Raw genomic sequence first — 15,505 nt, forward strand, 5'->3', positions numbered from 1 at the left:
AACGCACCCGCGATGCCGCTAGCGCACCCGCGACGGGGTTTACTGAGCACGCCGCGGCCGCGGGCGATCGCTGGCGAATCCACGCACCACGTGGTCCCGCACGAATCCCGCTACCACTTCGGGCTTGTCCATGTCCAGCGTCGACGAAGGCGTGCTGAACAACGAGAACAGGATGCGCGCAAACCATTCGCCGGCGGCCTCAACATCGAGATCCTTGCGAACCTCGCCGGTGAGCCTGGCAGCGGAGAGGTAAGGCGCGAAGAACTCGACACATTCGCGCAGCAGCACGGCGGCGTCTTTGGTCAGCAGCAAGCTGGTCGCGTCCTCGTCGAAGTATTTCTCGGAGGAGATGACCCGTCGCGCTTGTGTGACGAATACGGCTGCCGCACAAAGCTTGTCCTCGAGCGTGCCGCCCCGATCCATTGCCTTGGTCATCTCGCGGTAGAAGCGCTCGGACGCGTGTTCGGCGCATGCCTCGACGATGGCGGCCTTGTCGCTGAAGTATTCGTAGATGGTGCTGCGCGATACCCCGGCCTGCTTGGCGATGTCGACGATTGTTGCCTTCTGCAATCCCTGCTTGCCGAAGCACGCGAACGCGGAGTTCACAATGAGCTCGTGGGTATCGGTCGCCTGGTTCAGCGCGGAAGCCTGCGTCATTACGGAACCAAAGCTCCTCGGGGCACTAACCCCGCATCGGCTGAGGCGAATGCGGCGTTGACGTCGTCCAGGTGGAATGGCCTGGGCATCAGCCGCTCGAACGGAAAGCTGGTGTGCCGCAGGAACGACAAACCGATCGCCAGGGTGACCGGGTCGTAGAACATCACGCCACGGATGGACTTGTTGCCGTAGACCAGAGCACTCGGGTCGAGCTCGAAGGTGCGTCCCATCCCGACGTTGCCGACCTCGAGCAGCGTGCCTGCGTTGTTGAGGAAGCCGATGCCCTCGGGAATGACGCCCGGCACACCGACTACCTCGAGTACCCAGTCGGCCCCGATGCCGTCGGTGCGGCCCTGCACTTGCTCGGTGACCTTCGCGGTCGATATCTGACTTGCATCGATGCAGTGGGTCGCCCCGAAATCTGCTGCGACGTCTAGCCGTTCGGCGATCTTGTCGATCACGATCACCTCGGCGGCCCCCGCCGTTCGCGCCACGGCCGCAGCGTTGATGCCCAGCCCGCCGGCGCCCTGGATGACGACGGTGTCACCGAGCCGGACATCACGCAACGCGAAAAGCACCTGAGCCAGCGCGCAATTCAGCGGGGCGACGGCCGCGTCGGGCAGGTCGTCGGGCACTTTGTACAGGGGTTGCCGACGACTGGTGTAGTAGTACTCGCCGTAGGCTGCGACGAAGTGCGGCGGCTGCTCGTGGGTGCGGTACTCGCCGGCCATCAGATTCTGGCACGCGTACGGGCGTCCGCGCGCGCACGCATGACATCGACCGCAGAACCAAAAGTAGGGCGTCACAACGCGATCACCGACGGCTAGCGAGTTACCGGTCGCATCGGTGGTGAGGCCTTCTCCGAGTTCGGCGATCTCTCCGACCATTTCGTGGCCCATGGCAAACGGGCAGGGCAACGGCAGTTCGCCACGGAAGATGTGCAAGTCGGATCCGCAGATTCCGGCCATCCGCAGCTTGAGCGCCGCGGTACCCGGCGCCGGGGTGGACAAGGGAAACTCGGCGAGCTCTATCGGCCCCCCGACCGCGGTCAGTAACGCGAGTTTGGGCATGGTGTCATCCCCTCTACGACGCGCGCTTACCCGGCCGGCGCGAGAATCAGGCCACTGGTGGGCACTCCGGTGCCTGAAGTGACCAACACGTGTTCGACGTCGTCTACCTGGTTGTACGACGTTCCGCGGATCTGGCGCACGCCCTCGGTGATGCCGTTCATCCCGTGGATGTAGGCCTCGCCTAGTAGCCCGCCGTTGGTATTGATCGGGAATTCCCCTCCCAGCGACAGCCGTTCGACGGTGGCGAAATCTTTGGCTTCGCCACGCCCGCAGAACCCGAGTTCCTCGAGCTGGGTGAAGACGAATGGCGTGAAATGGTCGTAGATGAAGGCAGTTTGGATGTCTTGGGGCTTCAAACCCGAATCGCGCCAAAGCCGGTCGGCTACCACACCCATCTCCGGGAGCCCGGTGATGTCGTCGCGGTAGTAGCTGGTCATCATCTCGCCGTTGGCCGCCGCTCCCTGCGCGGCGGCAGTGATGATCGCCGGCGGCTGCTTGAGATCGCGTGCTCGTTCGGCACTGGTCACTACCAGCGCGACGCCGCCGTCGCTCTCCTGACAGCAATCCAGCAGTCGCAGTACGGGTTCGACGATCCAGCGCGACTTCTGGTGGTCTTCCAGCGTGATCGGGCGCTGGTAGAACCACGCGTCGGGGTTGGTGGCCGCGTGTTTGCGGTCGACGACGGCGATGCGGCCGAAGTCCTCGTTGGTGACGCCGTAGGTCGACATGTAGCGCTCGGCGTGCATCGCCACCCACGCTGCGGGAGTGAGTAATCCGAATGGCGCGTAGTGCGCCATGAACAGCGGGGTCTCCGCCATGCTGCGGCCACTGCCGCCGAACCGGAACCCCGAGCGTTCGTTGAAGGCGCGCCAGCACACCACCACATCGGCGACTCCCGTAGCGACGGCCATGGCAGCATGCACCACCGTGCCGGCCGCCGCACCGCCGCCGTGATGTACGCGGGAGAAGAAGTTCAGGTCGCCGATGCCCACATTTCGGGCGATGTCGATCTCGTCGCTGGAGTCCATTGTGAAGGTGACCATGCCGTCGACGTCGCCAGGCGCCAGGCCCGCGTCGTCCAGAGCGGCGCTGACCGCCTCGCACGCCAATTGCAACTCGCTGCGCCCGGATTCCTTGGAGAACTCGGTCTGGCCGATGCCGACAATGGCGCAGCTGCCGGGTAGTGAGCTGCTCATGCGCCAGCCCCGTCGAGCAGGCTGAGGATGGCGGTGCCGGAGACATGATCGCCCAGGCTGTTGGAGCCCCTGAAGCTGACCTCGACGAAGTTCTCGCCGCCCGTCCCTTCGGTTTTCCCGGTCACGCTGCCGGTGAACCGCAGCGGATCGTCCGGGAAGCACGGAACGCCAAGGCGGATCGACAGATTCTTGACCATTGCTTCCGGGCCTGCCCAGTCGGTCAGGAAGCGAACGCAGTATCCGTTGGTGGTCAGGATGTTCATGAACAGGTTGGGTGAGCCCTGCTTCTTGGCGTACTCGACGTCGTGGTGCACCGGCATGAAGTCACGCGAGGCGATCGCACCGGCGACGATCATTGTTGTGGTGATGGCGACTTCGAGCGGAGCGACGTCGTCGCCGATCTCGATGTCGGCCCACTTCAAGGTGGTGGTGCGGTGTGCGGTTGTCGTCATCGGTGTCCTTCTTTAGGTGTATGTGCTGCCGATACCAGCCAGCTGCGCGGTGGCGCATCCAAGACTGAGCTCGTTGTGCTTGGCCCAGAGGAAGTAACGGTGCAGGGGATAGGTGATGTCGATCCCGATGCCGCCGTGAACCTGCTGGGCCGCCGACGCAACGCGAGCACCGGCGTCGGCGGCCCAGAACTTCGCGATCCGCGCCGCCCGCCGCGCCTCTTTCAAGGGGCGTCCGTTTGCGGTCAGCCAGGCCGCGTGCCAGGTAGTCCATCGGATCGCCTCGACGTCGATGAAGGCGTCGGCCAGCCGCTGCTGCACCGCCTGGAAGCTGCCGATCGGCCGGCCGAATTGCTCACGGCCGGTGGTGTATTCGGCGGCGATCTGCAAGGCCCGCTCGGCGACACCGAGCTGAATCGCGCACAGCCCGATCAAGGCTCGGGTGTAGAGGGATTCGATCGGCCCGTCGAGCCGATCATCGTCGGAAACGATTGCACCATCGAGGAATACGTCCGCATGCGGCTCGTGGTTGGTGGTCGCTACCGGCCGGATCTCGACGCCACGGGCGTCGCAGGGCAGCAGGAAGAGGCTGACGTCACCGTCATCGGTGGTGGCGGGCACCACCACGGTGTCGGCGAGCTGTGCGGCCGGGACCAGCTCTTTGGTCCCGTCCAGCCGCCACTTCGTGCCGTCGCGAAAAGCTTTGGTGCAGGGGTTCATCGGGTCGGAGCGGCCGGGCTCTTGCAGGCCGGCGCTCAGGATGCGGGTGCCCCCGATGACCCCGGGCAGGAACCGTTGCTGTTGCTCCTGGCTACCGTGCCGGGCGATCGGATCCGCGCCAAGCACCAAGGTCGCGTAGACCGGCGCCGGAGCCACGCTCCATCCGACCTCGGCCAGCAGCACCCCGAGTTCCACGAAGCCGTCGCCCGAAACGCAGGAGCCGCCCACCGATTCCGGCAGTCCGGCACCCAGCAGGTCGAGGGCCGCGAGTTCTTTCCAGAGCGCGGCGTCGTAGCGGGTCTCGCCGGCTTCGAGTTCCGTGAGTCGCTCCGGGGTGGCGCGGCGGTCAAAGAGCCCGCGCGCCACCTTGCTGATGGTCTCTTGTTCTTCGGTGAAGGTGAAGTCCATGAGGCACTACCTAGCTGCCGGGCCGGAACTGGTGTAGCACAAGCTCTTCGGTGCCAGTGCCGTCGAAGTTCTGGTAGAAGACCTCGACCGGCATGCCGACCTCGACGTCGGCCGGGTCGATCTCGCACAGGTTCGACACCAGCCGGACCCCTTCGGCGAGTTCGACCAGCACCACGATGTAGGGGTACTCGAAGAAGGGAAACTTGGGTTCGTGCGGGATGACGTAGCTGTAGACGGTGCCGCGGCCCGAGGATTCGATGGCCTCCCAGTCCAACGAACGGCAGTGGGGGCACATGGGCCGCGGCGGATTGCGCAGCGTCCCACATCCCTTGCAGCGCTGGATCAGCAGCTTGTGCTCGCGCAGCCCATTCCAGAAGAACTCGGTATCCGGACTGATCGGCGGCGCCAGTCGGGCGGTCACGAGTTGTCCGGCTTGAATCGCAGCACCCGGAATCGCTGGCGGCCCAGCACTTCGCCGTTCTGGTCGGAGTAGGTGATCACCCAGGTCAGAAAGAAGCCGGAGCCCTTCGCTGTCTTCTTCTCGTCGGAGACTTCCTCGAACACCGAGGTCGCGCTGATCACGTCGCCGAGACGGGGATAGCGTTCGATCTCGAACTCCGAGTTGGTCGCCACCGTGCTGCTGTATCCGGCTTCGTCGAGGAACGCCGTGGGGTTGTCCTTGATCTCCATCGGCGCGCCGCCGCGCTCTCCGATCCCTTCCAGCTTCGGCGACGGCATCGTCCAGGTTTGCAGCATGACCGGCGGCGACACGATGCCGCCGAATCGTGACGCGGCGGCGAACTCCGGATCGAGGTACGCCGGGTTCATGTCGTCGAGCGCGTAAGCCCAATGCCGGATCATCGGCTGGTTCACCGGATCCGGTGCCACCGTTGGCTTTTCGCTGCCGCCGGTGGGCTGGTCGACGAGCCCCCGTAACTTGGCGTAGAACTCGGTATCTTGGTCGGTCACGTGCTGGATCCTCCTGACTTATCCTGACCATCGTTTGGAGCCCGAAGGTCACGAGGTGCTCGCGGCATGCCCAATCCCGCCATGGCGATGATGTCACGCTGAATTTCGTTGGCACCGCCGCCGAACGTGTTGATGACCGCAAACCGGTACGCGGATTCCAGGGCCCCGCGCAGTGGCGCGTTGTCGCCTCGGCGTATTCCGTTGTGGTCGAGCACTTCCAGCAATTGACGCGCGACCTGTTGGGTGAGTTCCGTACCGAAGACTTTCGCGGCCGAGGCTTCCCCCATGCCCAGGATGCCCTTCGTCATCGCCGCGTTGACCCGCATATTGACCAACTTGTAGGCGGCCACCTGCGCTTCGACCCGGGCGAGAGCCAGCTGAACCCACGGTTGGTCGATGACGCGCCCGTCGTCGAGCTCGGTGGCGCGGGCCCAGTCCAGCGTCTTCTCGAACAGTGGCTCGAGCGCGCCGAGATTACCCAGGGCCGCGCGTTCGAAGTTCAACTGCGTGGTGATCAGCTGCCAGCCCTGATTTTCTTCGCCGACCAGCGCGCTAGCCGGTACCCGAACATCGTCGTAGAACGTGTAGAACGTCGAGACACCTGGCATCGTGTGCAGCGGCTGCCACGAGAATCCCGGCGACGAGGTGGGCACGATGAGAATCGAAATGCCCTTGTGCTTCTTGGCATCAGGGTCGGTCCGGGCAGCCAGCCAAATGTAGTCGGCATAGGCGGCGCCACTGGTGAACATCTTCTGACCGTTGATCACATAGTCGTCGCCATCGCGCACCGCGACGGTGCGCACCGAGGCCAGGTCACTTCCCGCGCCAGGCTCCGAGTAGCCGATCGCGAACTCCACGGAGCCGTCCAGAATCGCAGGCAGAAATCTCTGCTTCTGTTCCTCGGTGCCGCACTGCATCAGGGTCGGTCCGACGGTGTTGAGTGTGACCAGGGGGATGGGGGCATTGGCCCGGCGTGCCTCTTCCGAGAAGATGAATTGTTCGATCGCCGAAAACCCCTGGCCCCCATACTCTTTAGGCCATCCGACGCCCAGCAGGTTAGCGGCGGCGAGGGCGCGGATACAGTCGCGAGTTGCGGTGCCGCCCTCCAATTGTCCGCTGACCGAGGCGACACGCTCCGGCGTCATCACCTCTGCCAGGGTCGCGCGCATCTCGGCGCGCAGCCGCTCTTGCTCCGGGGTGTACTCGAGATCCATCGGCTCACACCCCCAACCGCACTGGCATGCGCTTCACGCCGGGCACCATGGTGGCCCGCATCCGGTCCACGGCGCCGACCAGCTCCAACTTGGGGAAGCGCCGCAGCAGCTCGTCGAACAGCACGGTCGCTTCCAGGCGCGCCAATTGCGCTCCGACGCAGGAGTGTTCGCCGCACCCGAACGCGATGTGCGGGTTGGGTTGGCGGGTCACCTTGAATTCCTCGGAGTCGGGCCCGAATATCTCCTCGTCCCGATTGGCCGAGCCGTACAGCATCACCACCACCTCGCCCTCGCGGATCAGCTGACCACGAATCTGGACATCGGTCGTCGCGGTGCGCGCCATGTGCACGACCGGGCTGTTCCACCGCAACATCTCCTCGACGGCGAGCGGAATCCGGGTGGGATCCTCGATGAGGAGCCGGCATTGGTCGGGGTGTTCGATGAGGGCCAGCGTGCCCAGTGCGATCAGGTTTCGGGTGGTTTCGTTGCCGGCCACCAGCAGCAGGAACGCGAAGTTGAGGAGATCTTCGTCGGTGAGCCGGTGCTCATCGATATCGGCCTCCGCCAACACCGACAGCAGGTCATCGCGCGGTTCGGCCCGCCGGGCGGCGATCAACTTTTGGAAGTACTCGAAGAGCTGTCCCATCGCCACGAGGGAGTCGAGTTCGATCTCGGGGTCCGCGTTGCCAGTGGCCGCGTCCGACCAGGTCCGGAATTGCTCCCAGTCGTCTGGAGGGGCGCCGATCAATTCGGCGATCATGCGGGTGGGCAGCGGCGCGGCGATCTCTTCGGCGAATTCGTGCACGGAACCGGGTTCGATGCCGTCGAGGATTCCGCGCACGATCTCGCGGATCTTCGGCTCCAGGATCGAAACGTGACGCCGGGTAAATCCGGAGTTGATCAGCTTGCGCAGCTGCCGGTGCCGCGGCGGGTCGGTGAAGATCAGACTCCCTTCTTGCGAGGGGCTGGGCAGTGCCGGGTCCGGAATGGTGATGCCTTTGGTCGACGAGAACAGCGCCGGGTTGCTCGACACGTAGCGGATGTCCTCGTACTTCAACAGCGCCCAGAAGTCCGTGACGTCGTTCCAGCACACCGGGGCGCTCGCGCGCAGCTCGCGGTAAGCGGGATAGGGGTCGCCCGCATAGAAATCGGGGGAGTGCAGTGGGAATGCGGTTCGCACAGCAAGCCCCTCTCGAAGGACACGCGATCGGACAGATTGACTCGATCTGTCTTGCGAGATGTGTCTACTCCGCATCTCGGTGCGCTGTCAATACTGCACTAACACGCTGAAATACCTCAGAATTCGACGGATTGACGATTGACGGAGGACTCCGAGGCGTGTACACCAAGTGATCAGATGACCGAACTGGGTGAGGAATCACATGGCCGATTCACACGCTCTTGTCGACAGCTATCAGCTCTACATCGATGGAAAGTGGGTGGAGCCGCAGGACGGTCGGTACGACGACATCTCCCCGGCCACCGAGCAGACCATCGCCACCGCACCCGATGCGAGCGTCGCCCAGGTCGATGCCGCGATCGGTGCGGCACGGCGGGCCTTCGACAGCGGGCCATGGGCCACCATGGGCACCGAGCAGCGCGCCGGGTGCCTCAATCAGCTGGGCGACGCGCTGATGAAGCACGCCGACGATTTCTTCGCACTGTCCCAGGTGGAGTGGGGCTGCACCGCGAATGAGCGCATGATGCAAATCGACGGCGCCGCATTCATGTCCATGCACGCCGCACAGCTGACCACCCAGCTGACCGACCAAGAGGTCAGTGGGATGGGCGCCGGAAATACATTGCTGCGCCATGAGCCGCTGGGTGTCGTGTCGGTGTTGACGCCATGGAACTTCCCGCACTGTCTCAACGTCATGAAGCTGAATCACGCCTTGGCCGCGGGCAATACCGTCGTGCTCAAGCCCTCGCCGTTGACACCGCTGGCCGGGCTGGCGCTCGCGCGGATCATCGACGAGCACACCGACATCCCGCCCGGCGTGGTCAACGTGGTCACGCCGTCCGGAGTCGAGGCGGCCAAGCTGCTCACCACCGACCCGCGGATCGACATGGTGAGCTTCACCGGCAGCTCGGTGGTCGGTCGTCAGGTCATGTCCGCCGCCGGCGACACGATGAAGCGGATCCTGCTGGAACTGGGCGGCAAGTCGGCCAGCATCATCCTCGACGACGCGCACATCACCGACGAGGCGCTGCAGCAGATGCTGTTCCAGTCCTGTTCGATGCACGCCGGACAGGCGTGCATCCTGCACAGTCGACTGCTGCTGCCCGATTCGCTGTACGACGACGTCGTCGAGCGCCTCGCCGCATTGGCGCGCGCGGTCAAGGTCGGCGATCCCGCCGATCCCGACGTGCAGATGGGTCCGCTGATCAGCGCGGCGCAGCGGGACCGGGTAGCGGCGCACGTCGCCGGGGCACAAAGCGACGGGGCGAAGCTGGTGGCCGGGGGCGGTCGTCCGGCCGGACTGGACGTCGGCTTCTACTTCGAGCCAACGATTCTCACCGACGTCGAGCCGAATTCGACTATCGCACAAGAGGAAGTCTTCGGTCCGGTGTTGACGGTGCTGCGTTATCGCGACGACGACGACGCCGTCGCGATCGCCAACAACTCCCAGTACGGCCTGTCCGGCGCGGTGTGGGGCGGCGACGTGGACCGCGCCGTCGGCGTCGCGCGCCGCATCCGCACCGGCCAGATCGCCGTCAACGGCGCTACGCCGGGTGGCGCGCCGTTCGGCGGTTTCAAGCTCAGCGGGTTGGGCCGCGAGGGCGGTGGCATCGGCGGGATACATCAGTACATGGAACCGATGGCCATCGGTCTTCCCGCGTGACGGGACGCCTTGCCGGGCTACACATCGTCGAAATCGCCGAAGAGATCTCCGGCCCTTACGCCGCAAAGCTTCTCGTCGACCTCGGTGCCGAGGTGACCAAGATAGAAGGGCCCAGTCCAGACCCGCTGCGCCGTTGGGGCCCGTTCCCCGGCGGCGTGCCCGACCCGCAGCGCTGCGGCCTGTTCGAGTACCTCAATGCCGGCAAGCGCAGCGCCACCATGGCGGACGCCCGCGAGCTGATCGCTCAGGCGGATGTGCTCGTCGAGAATTTTGCGCCGGGGACGCTGGAAGGCTCCGGATTGGACGTCGACAGCCTGAGTAAACTCAACCCAAACCTGGTGCTGCTCCGCATATCTCACTTTGGGCAGTCCGGACCGTGGCGAAACCGGGCGGCCACATCGCTGACGCTGCAGGCCGCGTCGGGTTGGATAAGTGCCCGCGATCCCGACCGCCCTCCGGTGCAGGTGGGGGCCCGCATCGCGGAGTACGTCGCGGGTGCCTACGGTGCGTTGGGCGCGCTGACCGCGCTGCGGCTGCCGCCCGCCGGGCACGTCAGAGAAGTGGACGTCTCGCAGCTCGAATCGCTGTTGTCGACGCTGCCCTATCCCATGCTCATGGCGCAGAAGATGCGAAGTCTCGGCTTACCCGCCAACGCGCGAGGAGCCCCGATGCTGGGCGTGGTCCGCGCCGCCGATGGCTGGGTGGGGATCAACTGCCTGACGGGTCAGCACTGGCTCGATGTGTGCGCGATGCTCGGCCTGCCCGAGTTCGCCGAGCAGCAGATTGCGATCATGTTGGGCGGTCCCGAGCGCGCCGAGTTCTACGCTCGGGCAGAGCCGTTGCTCGCCGAGCAAACCGTCGCTGAGATCGTCGAGCTGAGCCAGGCGTTGCGCATTCCGGCCGCCCCGGTCAACGACGGCGCCACCGTGCTGGACTGCCCGCAATACGCCGAGCGCGGGTTCTTTGTCGAAGGCGGTGGCCAGGGGTGGTCCTTCCGGCGTCCGGGGCAGGCTTTTCGGTTCACCCAAAGCGCTGCGGCACAGCCTGATCCGCCGACCCGCCAACGGGTCGGCGAATTGCCTTTTGCGGGATTGAAGGTGCTCGACCTGACCACGTTCTGGGCCGGGGCCTATCTGACCTGCTACCTGGGCGCGTTCGGTGCCGATATTGTCAAGGTCGAATCCATCCAGCGGCCCGACGGTTTTCGCTACTCCGGCGCGTTCCCCTTCGAGGGCGACGACTGGTACGAGCGCAGTGGGCTATGGCAGGCCACCAACCTCAACAAGCGGGACCTCACGCTCGACCTGACCTCGCGGCGCGGCCTGGAGATCGCCCGGCGCCTGGCCGCGCAGGCCGACGTTGTCGTGGAGAACTTCTCACCGCGAGTGGTGGAGCAGTTCGGCCTGGATTACGAGTCGCTGGTCGCGCTGAAGCCCGACGTCATCGCGGTCCGGATGCCGGGTTTCGGCCTGCACGGTCCCTGGCGCAACTACGTCGGCTGGGCGTTGAACTTCGAGCAGACCGCGGGGATGTCGGCGGTCACCGGCTATCCCGACGGGCCGCCGTGCAATCCGCAGGGTCCCGCCGATCCCGTCGTCGGTGTGCACGCCGGGGTCGCGCTGCTGGCCGCGCTCGAGCATCGGCGCCGCACCGGGGAGGGGCAGCTGATCGAGGTCGCCCAGATCGAGGTCGCCGCGTGCGTGACCGCGGAACCGGTGATCGCGTATTCGATGAACGGTGTCGTCCAGCCACGGGAAGGCAATCGCCGGCGCGGCTACCTGCAGGGGGTGTATCCGACTGACGAGGACGGGGTGTGGGTCGCGCTGTCGGTGCCCGATGATGGGCTGGTCGACCACGACGTGTTCGACGAGCTGGTCGCTGCCTGGACGAGAACCCAGCAACCGGCCGTTATCGTGGAAACCCTTCGGGCGCAACATATTCCGGCCGAACAGGTGATCACGGGCGAGCAGATGTACGACCCGGATCTCATCGGTGCCCAGCTCGACGCGCGCGGATACTACGAAGAGTTCGAGCACCCGATCACGGGTTCGCGCCGCTACCCGGGCTGGCCGGTACGGTTCACCCCCGGTCCGGCCCGCCAGCACCGCACGGCGTCACCCACGCTGGGGCAGCACAACGATGAGATCCTTTGCAGCCTAGGTCTTTCGGGCGACGAGGTTGCCGTCCTGCGCGACGAACGGGTGATCGGTGAACGGGCGCTCAACGCCTAGCGGCCTGTGCCAAGCCGCACCGGCATGCGTTTAACCACGGGCAGCATGGTCGCCGGCATCCGGTCCACTTCACCGGCGAGTTCCAGCTCGGGAAAGCGCCGCAGCAGTTCGGCGAAAAACGCCGACGCCGTCACGCGGGCCAATTGTGCACCCACACAGGAATGTTCGCCGCAGCCGAAGGCGATGTGCGGGTTGGGGTGGCGAGTCACCTTGAATTCCTCTGCGTCGGGACCGAATACGTCTTCGTCGCGGTTGGCCGACCCGTACAGCATCACCACGACGTCGCCCTCGCGGATCAGCCGACCTCGAATCTCGACGTCCGTGGTCGCGGTGCGCGCCATGTGCACCACGGGGCTGCTCCACCGCAAAATCTCTTCCACGGCAACCGGGATCAGCGTGGGATCCTCGGCCAGCAGGCGGCGCTGGTCGGGGTGTGCGATCAGCGCCAGCGTGCCCAGCGCGATCAGATCGCGGGTGGTTTCGTTTCCGGCTGCCAGCAGCAGGAACGAAAAGTCGAGCAGCTCTTCGTCGTTGAGTCGAATGCCGTCGACCTCCGCGTCGGCCAACACCGAGAACAAATCGCCGCGGGCCTCGGTGCGCCTGGCCGCGATCAGTCGGCGGAAGTAGTGGTAGAGCCCTCCGGCGGCGGCCATCGGGTCGAGGTCGGTCGTCGAGTCGGCGGTGCCGATGGCCGCATCCGACCATGCTCGCAGTTGTGCCCAGTCGTCGCGCGGGGCGCCGACGAGTTCGGCGATCATCCGGATGGGCAGCGGAGCGGCAACCTGCTCAATCAAGTCGTGGACGGAATCGGGTGCTAAACCGTCGAGGGTCGCGCGCACGATCTCGCGGATCCCGGGTTCGAGAATGGCCACTTGTCGCCGGGTAAACCCGGAGTTGATCAGGCTGCGCAGCTGACGGTGCCGTGGCGGGTCGGGGAAGATGAGATTGTTCTCCTGCACCGGGGGCGGCAGCTGGCCATCCGGCATGTTGATGCCCTTGGTGGGGGGGAAGGCGGCCGGATGGCTGGACACGAACCGGATGTCGTCGTACTTCAGCAGCGCCCAGAATCCGATGACGTCGTTCCAGCAGACCGGCGACGTCGCGCGCAGTTCCCGGTAGGCGGGGTACGGATCGCCCGCATAGAAGTCGGGGGAGTGCAGCGGAAACGAAGTCCGCATCCCAACGCCTCCCTGACCTTGTCCCGCAGCAGCACTATAGGTCCAAGGCCATCGGCGTGCCCGCGTGAGCCTTTGGTAAACGGCTCGTCACATGCCAAGCTGCTGGCATGGTCTTCGACATCGCTCGTCCGAAGCTTGAGGGGAACGTCGCCGTCGGCGAAGACCGCCAAATCGGGTTCGCCGAATTCGGTGACCCGCAGGGCCGGGCGGTGTTCTGGCTGCACGGAACTCCCGGCGCTCGTCGCCAGATCCCCACCGAGGCCCGCCTGTACGCCAAACAGCACGGCATCCGGCTGATCGGCCTGGACCGCCCCGGGACCGGCTCGTCATCGCCCCACCTGTACGAGAACATCGCCGCCTCCGCCGACGACCTGCGCACGATCGCCGACATTCTCGGCATCGACAAGATGGCCGTCATCGGCCTGTCCGGCGGCGGCCCGTACGCGCTCGCGGCCGCCGCGGCAATGCCCGAGCGGGTAGTGGCGGCGGGCATCCTCGGCGGCGTCGCGCCCTTCCTCGGCGACGAGGGGATCACCAGCGGCCTGATGAACCTGGGCAAGCGGGCGGCGCCCCTGTTGCGGTTGGGCGGCGACCCCCTGCGGATCGGCGCCAGCCTGATGGTTCGGGCGATCCGTCCCTTCGCGAACACCGCGCTGTTTCTGTACGCCGCGATATCGCCCGAGGGCGACCGGCGTCTGCTCACCCGGCCCGAGTTCGGGGCCATGTTTCTCGACGATCTGCTCAACGGCAGCCGCAAGCAGCTGGCGGCGCCCTTCAACGACGTCGTCCTGTTCACCCGGGATTGGGGATTCCGGCTCGACGAGGTCAAAGTCCCGGTCCGCTGGTGGCACGGCGACAGTGACCACATCGTTCCGTTCGCCCACGGTCAGCACGCCGTGGCCCTGCTGCCCGACGCCGAGCTGATCGTGCTGCCGGGAGAAAGCCACCTGGGCGGGTTGGGTCGCGGCGAGGACGTCCTGTCCACGCTGATGAAGATCTGGGACGAGCAGGCCTGACGCGCCGGAGGTAGCCTGCAGACGTGCTGCTGGCATCGCTGGATCCCTCGAAAGTCGCCGCCACAGACATCGCGGACGCGGTCACCATCGACGGCGCCGTACTCAGCCGCAGCGACTTGGTCGGAGCCGCGACCTCGGTTGCCGAGCGCGTCGGTGGGGCGGACCGGGTCGCGGTGCTGGCCACGCCGAGCCCATCGACCGTGCTGGCGATCACCGGCTGCCTGAACGCGGGCGTCCCCTTTGTCCCGGTGCCCTCCGATGTCGGCGCCGCCGAACGCCGGCACATGCTCAGCGACTCCGGGGCCCAGGCGTGGTTGGGCCCGGCCCCCGAAGAAACCGAGGGCCTGGCGCACATCCCGGTCCGGCTGCACGCCCGCTCCTGGCATCGGTATCCCGAGCCGTCGCCCGAGTCCACCGCGATGATCATCTACACCTCGGGCACCACCGGAGCGCCCAAAGGCGTCGTGGTGAGCCGCCGGGCGATCGCCGCCGACCTGGATGCGCTCGCGCAGGCCTGGGAGTGGACGCCCGACGACGTTCTGGTGCACGGACTGCCGCTGTTCCACATCCACGGCCTGGTGTTGGGACTACTCGGCTCGCTGCGGGTCGGAAATCGTTTCGTGCACACCGGAAAACCCACCCCGGCCGGCTACGCCCAGGCCTGCTCCGACGCGGGCGGCTCGCTGTTTTTCGCGGTCCCTACAGTGTGGTCACGGGTGGCCGCGGACGAGGCGGCCGCTCAGGCGCTGCGGCCGGCGCGGCTCTTGGTGTCCGGTAGCGCCGCGCTGCCGGTGCCGGTGTTCGACCGGTTGGCGAACCTCACCGGGCACCGGCCCATCGAACGGTACGGCGCGTCGGAGTCGCTGATCACCATCTCGACGCGCGCGGATGGCGAACGCCGTCCCGGCTGGGTCGGCCTGCCGATTGCCGGCGTGCAGGCCAGGCTGCTCGACGACAACGGCGACCCGGTGCCGCATGACGGGGAAACGGTGGGAAAACTGCAGGTCCGCGGTGCCACGCTGTTCGACGGCTACCTGAACCGGCCGGAAGCCACCGCCGAAGCTTTCGATGGCGACGGCTGGTATCGCACCGGCGACGTCGCGGTGGCCGACGGCCAGGGCATGTATCGCATCGTCGGCCGCGAATCCGTCGACTTGATCAAGTCGGGTGGATACCGCGTCGGAGCGGGCGAAATCGAAACGGCGCTGCTCGGGCATCCGGGCGTGCAGGAGGCGGCCGTCGTCGGGCTGCCCGACGAGGACCTGGGGCAGCGCATCGTCGCATTCGTCGTCGGCTCCTCGGATCTGAACTCCGACGGGCTGATTAACTATGTCGCCCAAGAGCTTTCGATACACAAGCGGCCACGCGAGGTGCGGCTCGTCGATGCGCTGCCGCGCAACGCGATGGGCAAGGTCCTCAAGAAGCAGTTGCTGTCCGAGGGGTGAGCCGAGTCTCGGCCGTATCAACAAAGCGTCTCAATCTGACTCGTCAGCTGGCGCTTTGTCCGGTAGGCAGGATATTGCCAGGTCGTCAGACGAGCGCGAGCTCGCGGCT

At 66.1% G+C, this 15,505-nt stretch carries 14 protein-coding genes; 4 read left to right on the forward strand and 10 right to left on the reverse strand.

Annotation, left to right across the window (positions count from 1 at the left end; all coding sequences use genetic code 11):
- Nucleotides 1-39 precede the first annotated feature (39 nt).
- The 9 genes from MNAB215_RS17600 to MNAB215_RS17640 are packed head-to-tail and all read right to left on the reverse strand — an operon-like array spanning nt 40 to nt 7,845.
- The gene (locus tag MNAB215_RS17600) at nt 40-657 is read right to left on the reverse strand and encodes a TetR/AcrR family transcriptional regulator (RefSeq protein ID WP_077079970.1); all 618 of its coding nucleotides are present in this window, start codon (nt 655-657) and stop codon (nt 40-42) included.
- Entirely contained in the window at nt 657-1,727 is a 1,071-nt protein-coding gene (locus MNAB215_RS17605) for a zinc-binding dehydrogenase (protein WP_077079971.1), read from the reverse strand. Before MNAB215_RS17605 ends, MNAB215_RS17600 begins: the two co-directional genes overlap by 1 nt.
- Nucleotides 1,728-1,753: 26 nt before the next feature.
- Nucleotides 1,754-2,923, reverse strand: coding sequence for a lipid-transfer protein (locus MNAB215_RS17610; protein WP_077079972.1), 1,170 nt, complete (start codon nt 2,921-2,923; stop codon nt 1,754-1,756).
- Complete coding sequence (locus MNAB215_RS17615) at nt 2,920-3,375, reverse strand: MaoC family dehydratase (RefSeq protein ID WP_077079973.1); 456 nt, start codon at nt 3,373-3,375, stop codon at nt 2,920-2,922. The genes MNAB215_RS17610 and MNAB215_RS17615 overlap by 4 nt, the downstream gene beginning before the upstream one ends.
- Nucleotides 3,376-3,387: 12 nt before the next feature.
- A complete protein-coding gene (locus MNAB215_RS17620; protein ID WP_077079974.1) occupies nt 3,388-4,500 on the reverse strand; it encodes an acyl-CoA dehydrogenase family protein in 1,113 nt (370 codons plus the stop codon).
- A 10-nt stretch (nt 4,501-4,510) separates the two neighbouring features.
- Nucleotides 4,511-4,921: a Zn-ribbon domain-containing OB-fold protein gene (locus MNAB215_RS17625; protein WP_077079975.1), complete on the reverse strand. Its 411-nt coding sequence runs from the start codon at nt 4,919-4,921 to the stop codon at nt 4,511-4,513.
- Nucleotides 4,918-5,469, reverse strand: a complete 552-nt coding sequence (locus MNAB215_RS17630; protein ID WP_077079976.1) for a MaoC family dehydratase — start codon at nt 5,467-5,469, stop codon at nt 4,918-4,920. The genes MNAB215_RS17625 and MNAB215_RS17630 overlap by 4 nt, the downstream gene beginning before the upstream one ends.
- On the reverse strand, nt 5,466-6,683 hold the full coding sequence (locus tag MNAB215_RS17635) for an acyl-CoA dehydrogenase family protein (RefSeq protein WP_077079977.1): 1,218 nt from the start codon (nt 6,681-6,683) through the stop codon (nt 5,466-5,468). Before MNAB215_RS17635 ends, MNAB215_RS17630 begins: the two co-directional genes overlap by 4 nt.
- A gap of 4 nt (nt 6,684-6,687) precedes the next feature.
- Nucleotides 6,688-7,845 (reverse strand): cytochrome P450, encoded by a 1,158-nt coding sequence (locus MNAB215_RS17640; RefSeq protein ID WP_245830452.1) that lies wholly within the window; start codon nt 7,843-7,845, stop codon nt 6,688-6,690.
- Between the two features lie 220 nt (nt 7,846-8,065).
- On the opposite strand from MNAB215_RS17640, the gene MNAB215_RS17645 reads away from it, so the two are divergent.
- Both MNAB215_RS17645 and MNAB215_RS17650 read left to right on the forward strand, forming a co-directional pair.
- On the forward strand, nt 8,066-9,526 hold the full coding sequence (locus MNAB215_RS17645; RefSeq protein ID WP_077079979.1) for an aldehyde dehydrogenase family protein: 1,461 nt from the start codon (nt 8,066-8,068) through the stop codon (nt 9,524-9,526).
- The gene (locus MNAB215_RS17650; protein ID WP_077079980.1) at nt 9,523-11,757 is read left to right on the forward strand and encodes a CaiB/BaiF CoA transferase family protein; all 2,235 of its coding nucleotides are present in this window, start codon (nt 9,523-9,525) and stop codon (nt 11,755-11,757) included. Before MNAB215_RS17645 ends, MNAB215_RS17650 begins: the two co-directional genes overlap by 4 nt.
- On the opposite strand, the gene MNAB215_RS17655 is transcribed toward MNAB215_RS17650, so the two are convergent.
- The gene (locus MNAB215_RS17655) at nt 11,754-12,935 is read right to left on the reverse strand and encodes a cytochrome P450 (protein ID WP_077079981.1); all 1,182 of its coding nucleotides are present in this window, start codon (nt 12,933-12,935) and stop codon (nt 11,754-11,756) included. The genes MNAB215_RS17650 and MNAB215_RS17655 overlap by 4 nt on opposite strands.
- A 107-nt stretch (nt 12,936-13,042) precedes the next feature.
- On the opposite strand from MNAB215_RS17655, the gene MNAB215_RS17660 reads away from it, so the two are divergent.
- A complete protein-coding gene (locus MNAB215_RS17660) occupies nt 13,043-13,951 on the forward strand; it encodes an alpha/beta fold hydrolase (protein ID WP_077079982.1) in 909 nt (302 codons plus the stop codon).
- A gap of 23 nt (nt 13,952-13,974) precedes the next feature.
- Nucleotides 13,975-15,396: an acyl-CoA synthetase gene (locus MNAB215_RS17665; RefSeq protein ID WP_077079983.1), complete on the forward strand. Its 1,422-nt coding sequence runs from the start codon at nt 13,975-13,977 to the stop codon at nt 15,394-15,396.
- Nucleotides 15,397-15,505: the final 109 nt, after the last annotated feature.

It is taken from the genome of Mycobacterium numidiamassiliense (genome assembly GCF_900157365.1).
Lineage (GTDB): Bacteria > Actinomycetota > Actinomycetes > Mycobacteriales > Mycobacteriaceae > Mycobacterium > Mycobacterium numidiamassiliense.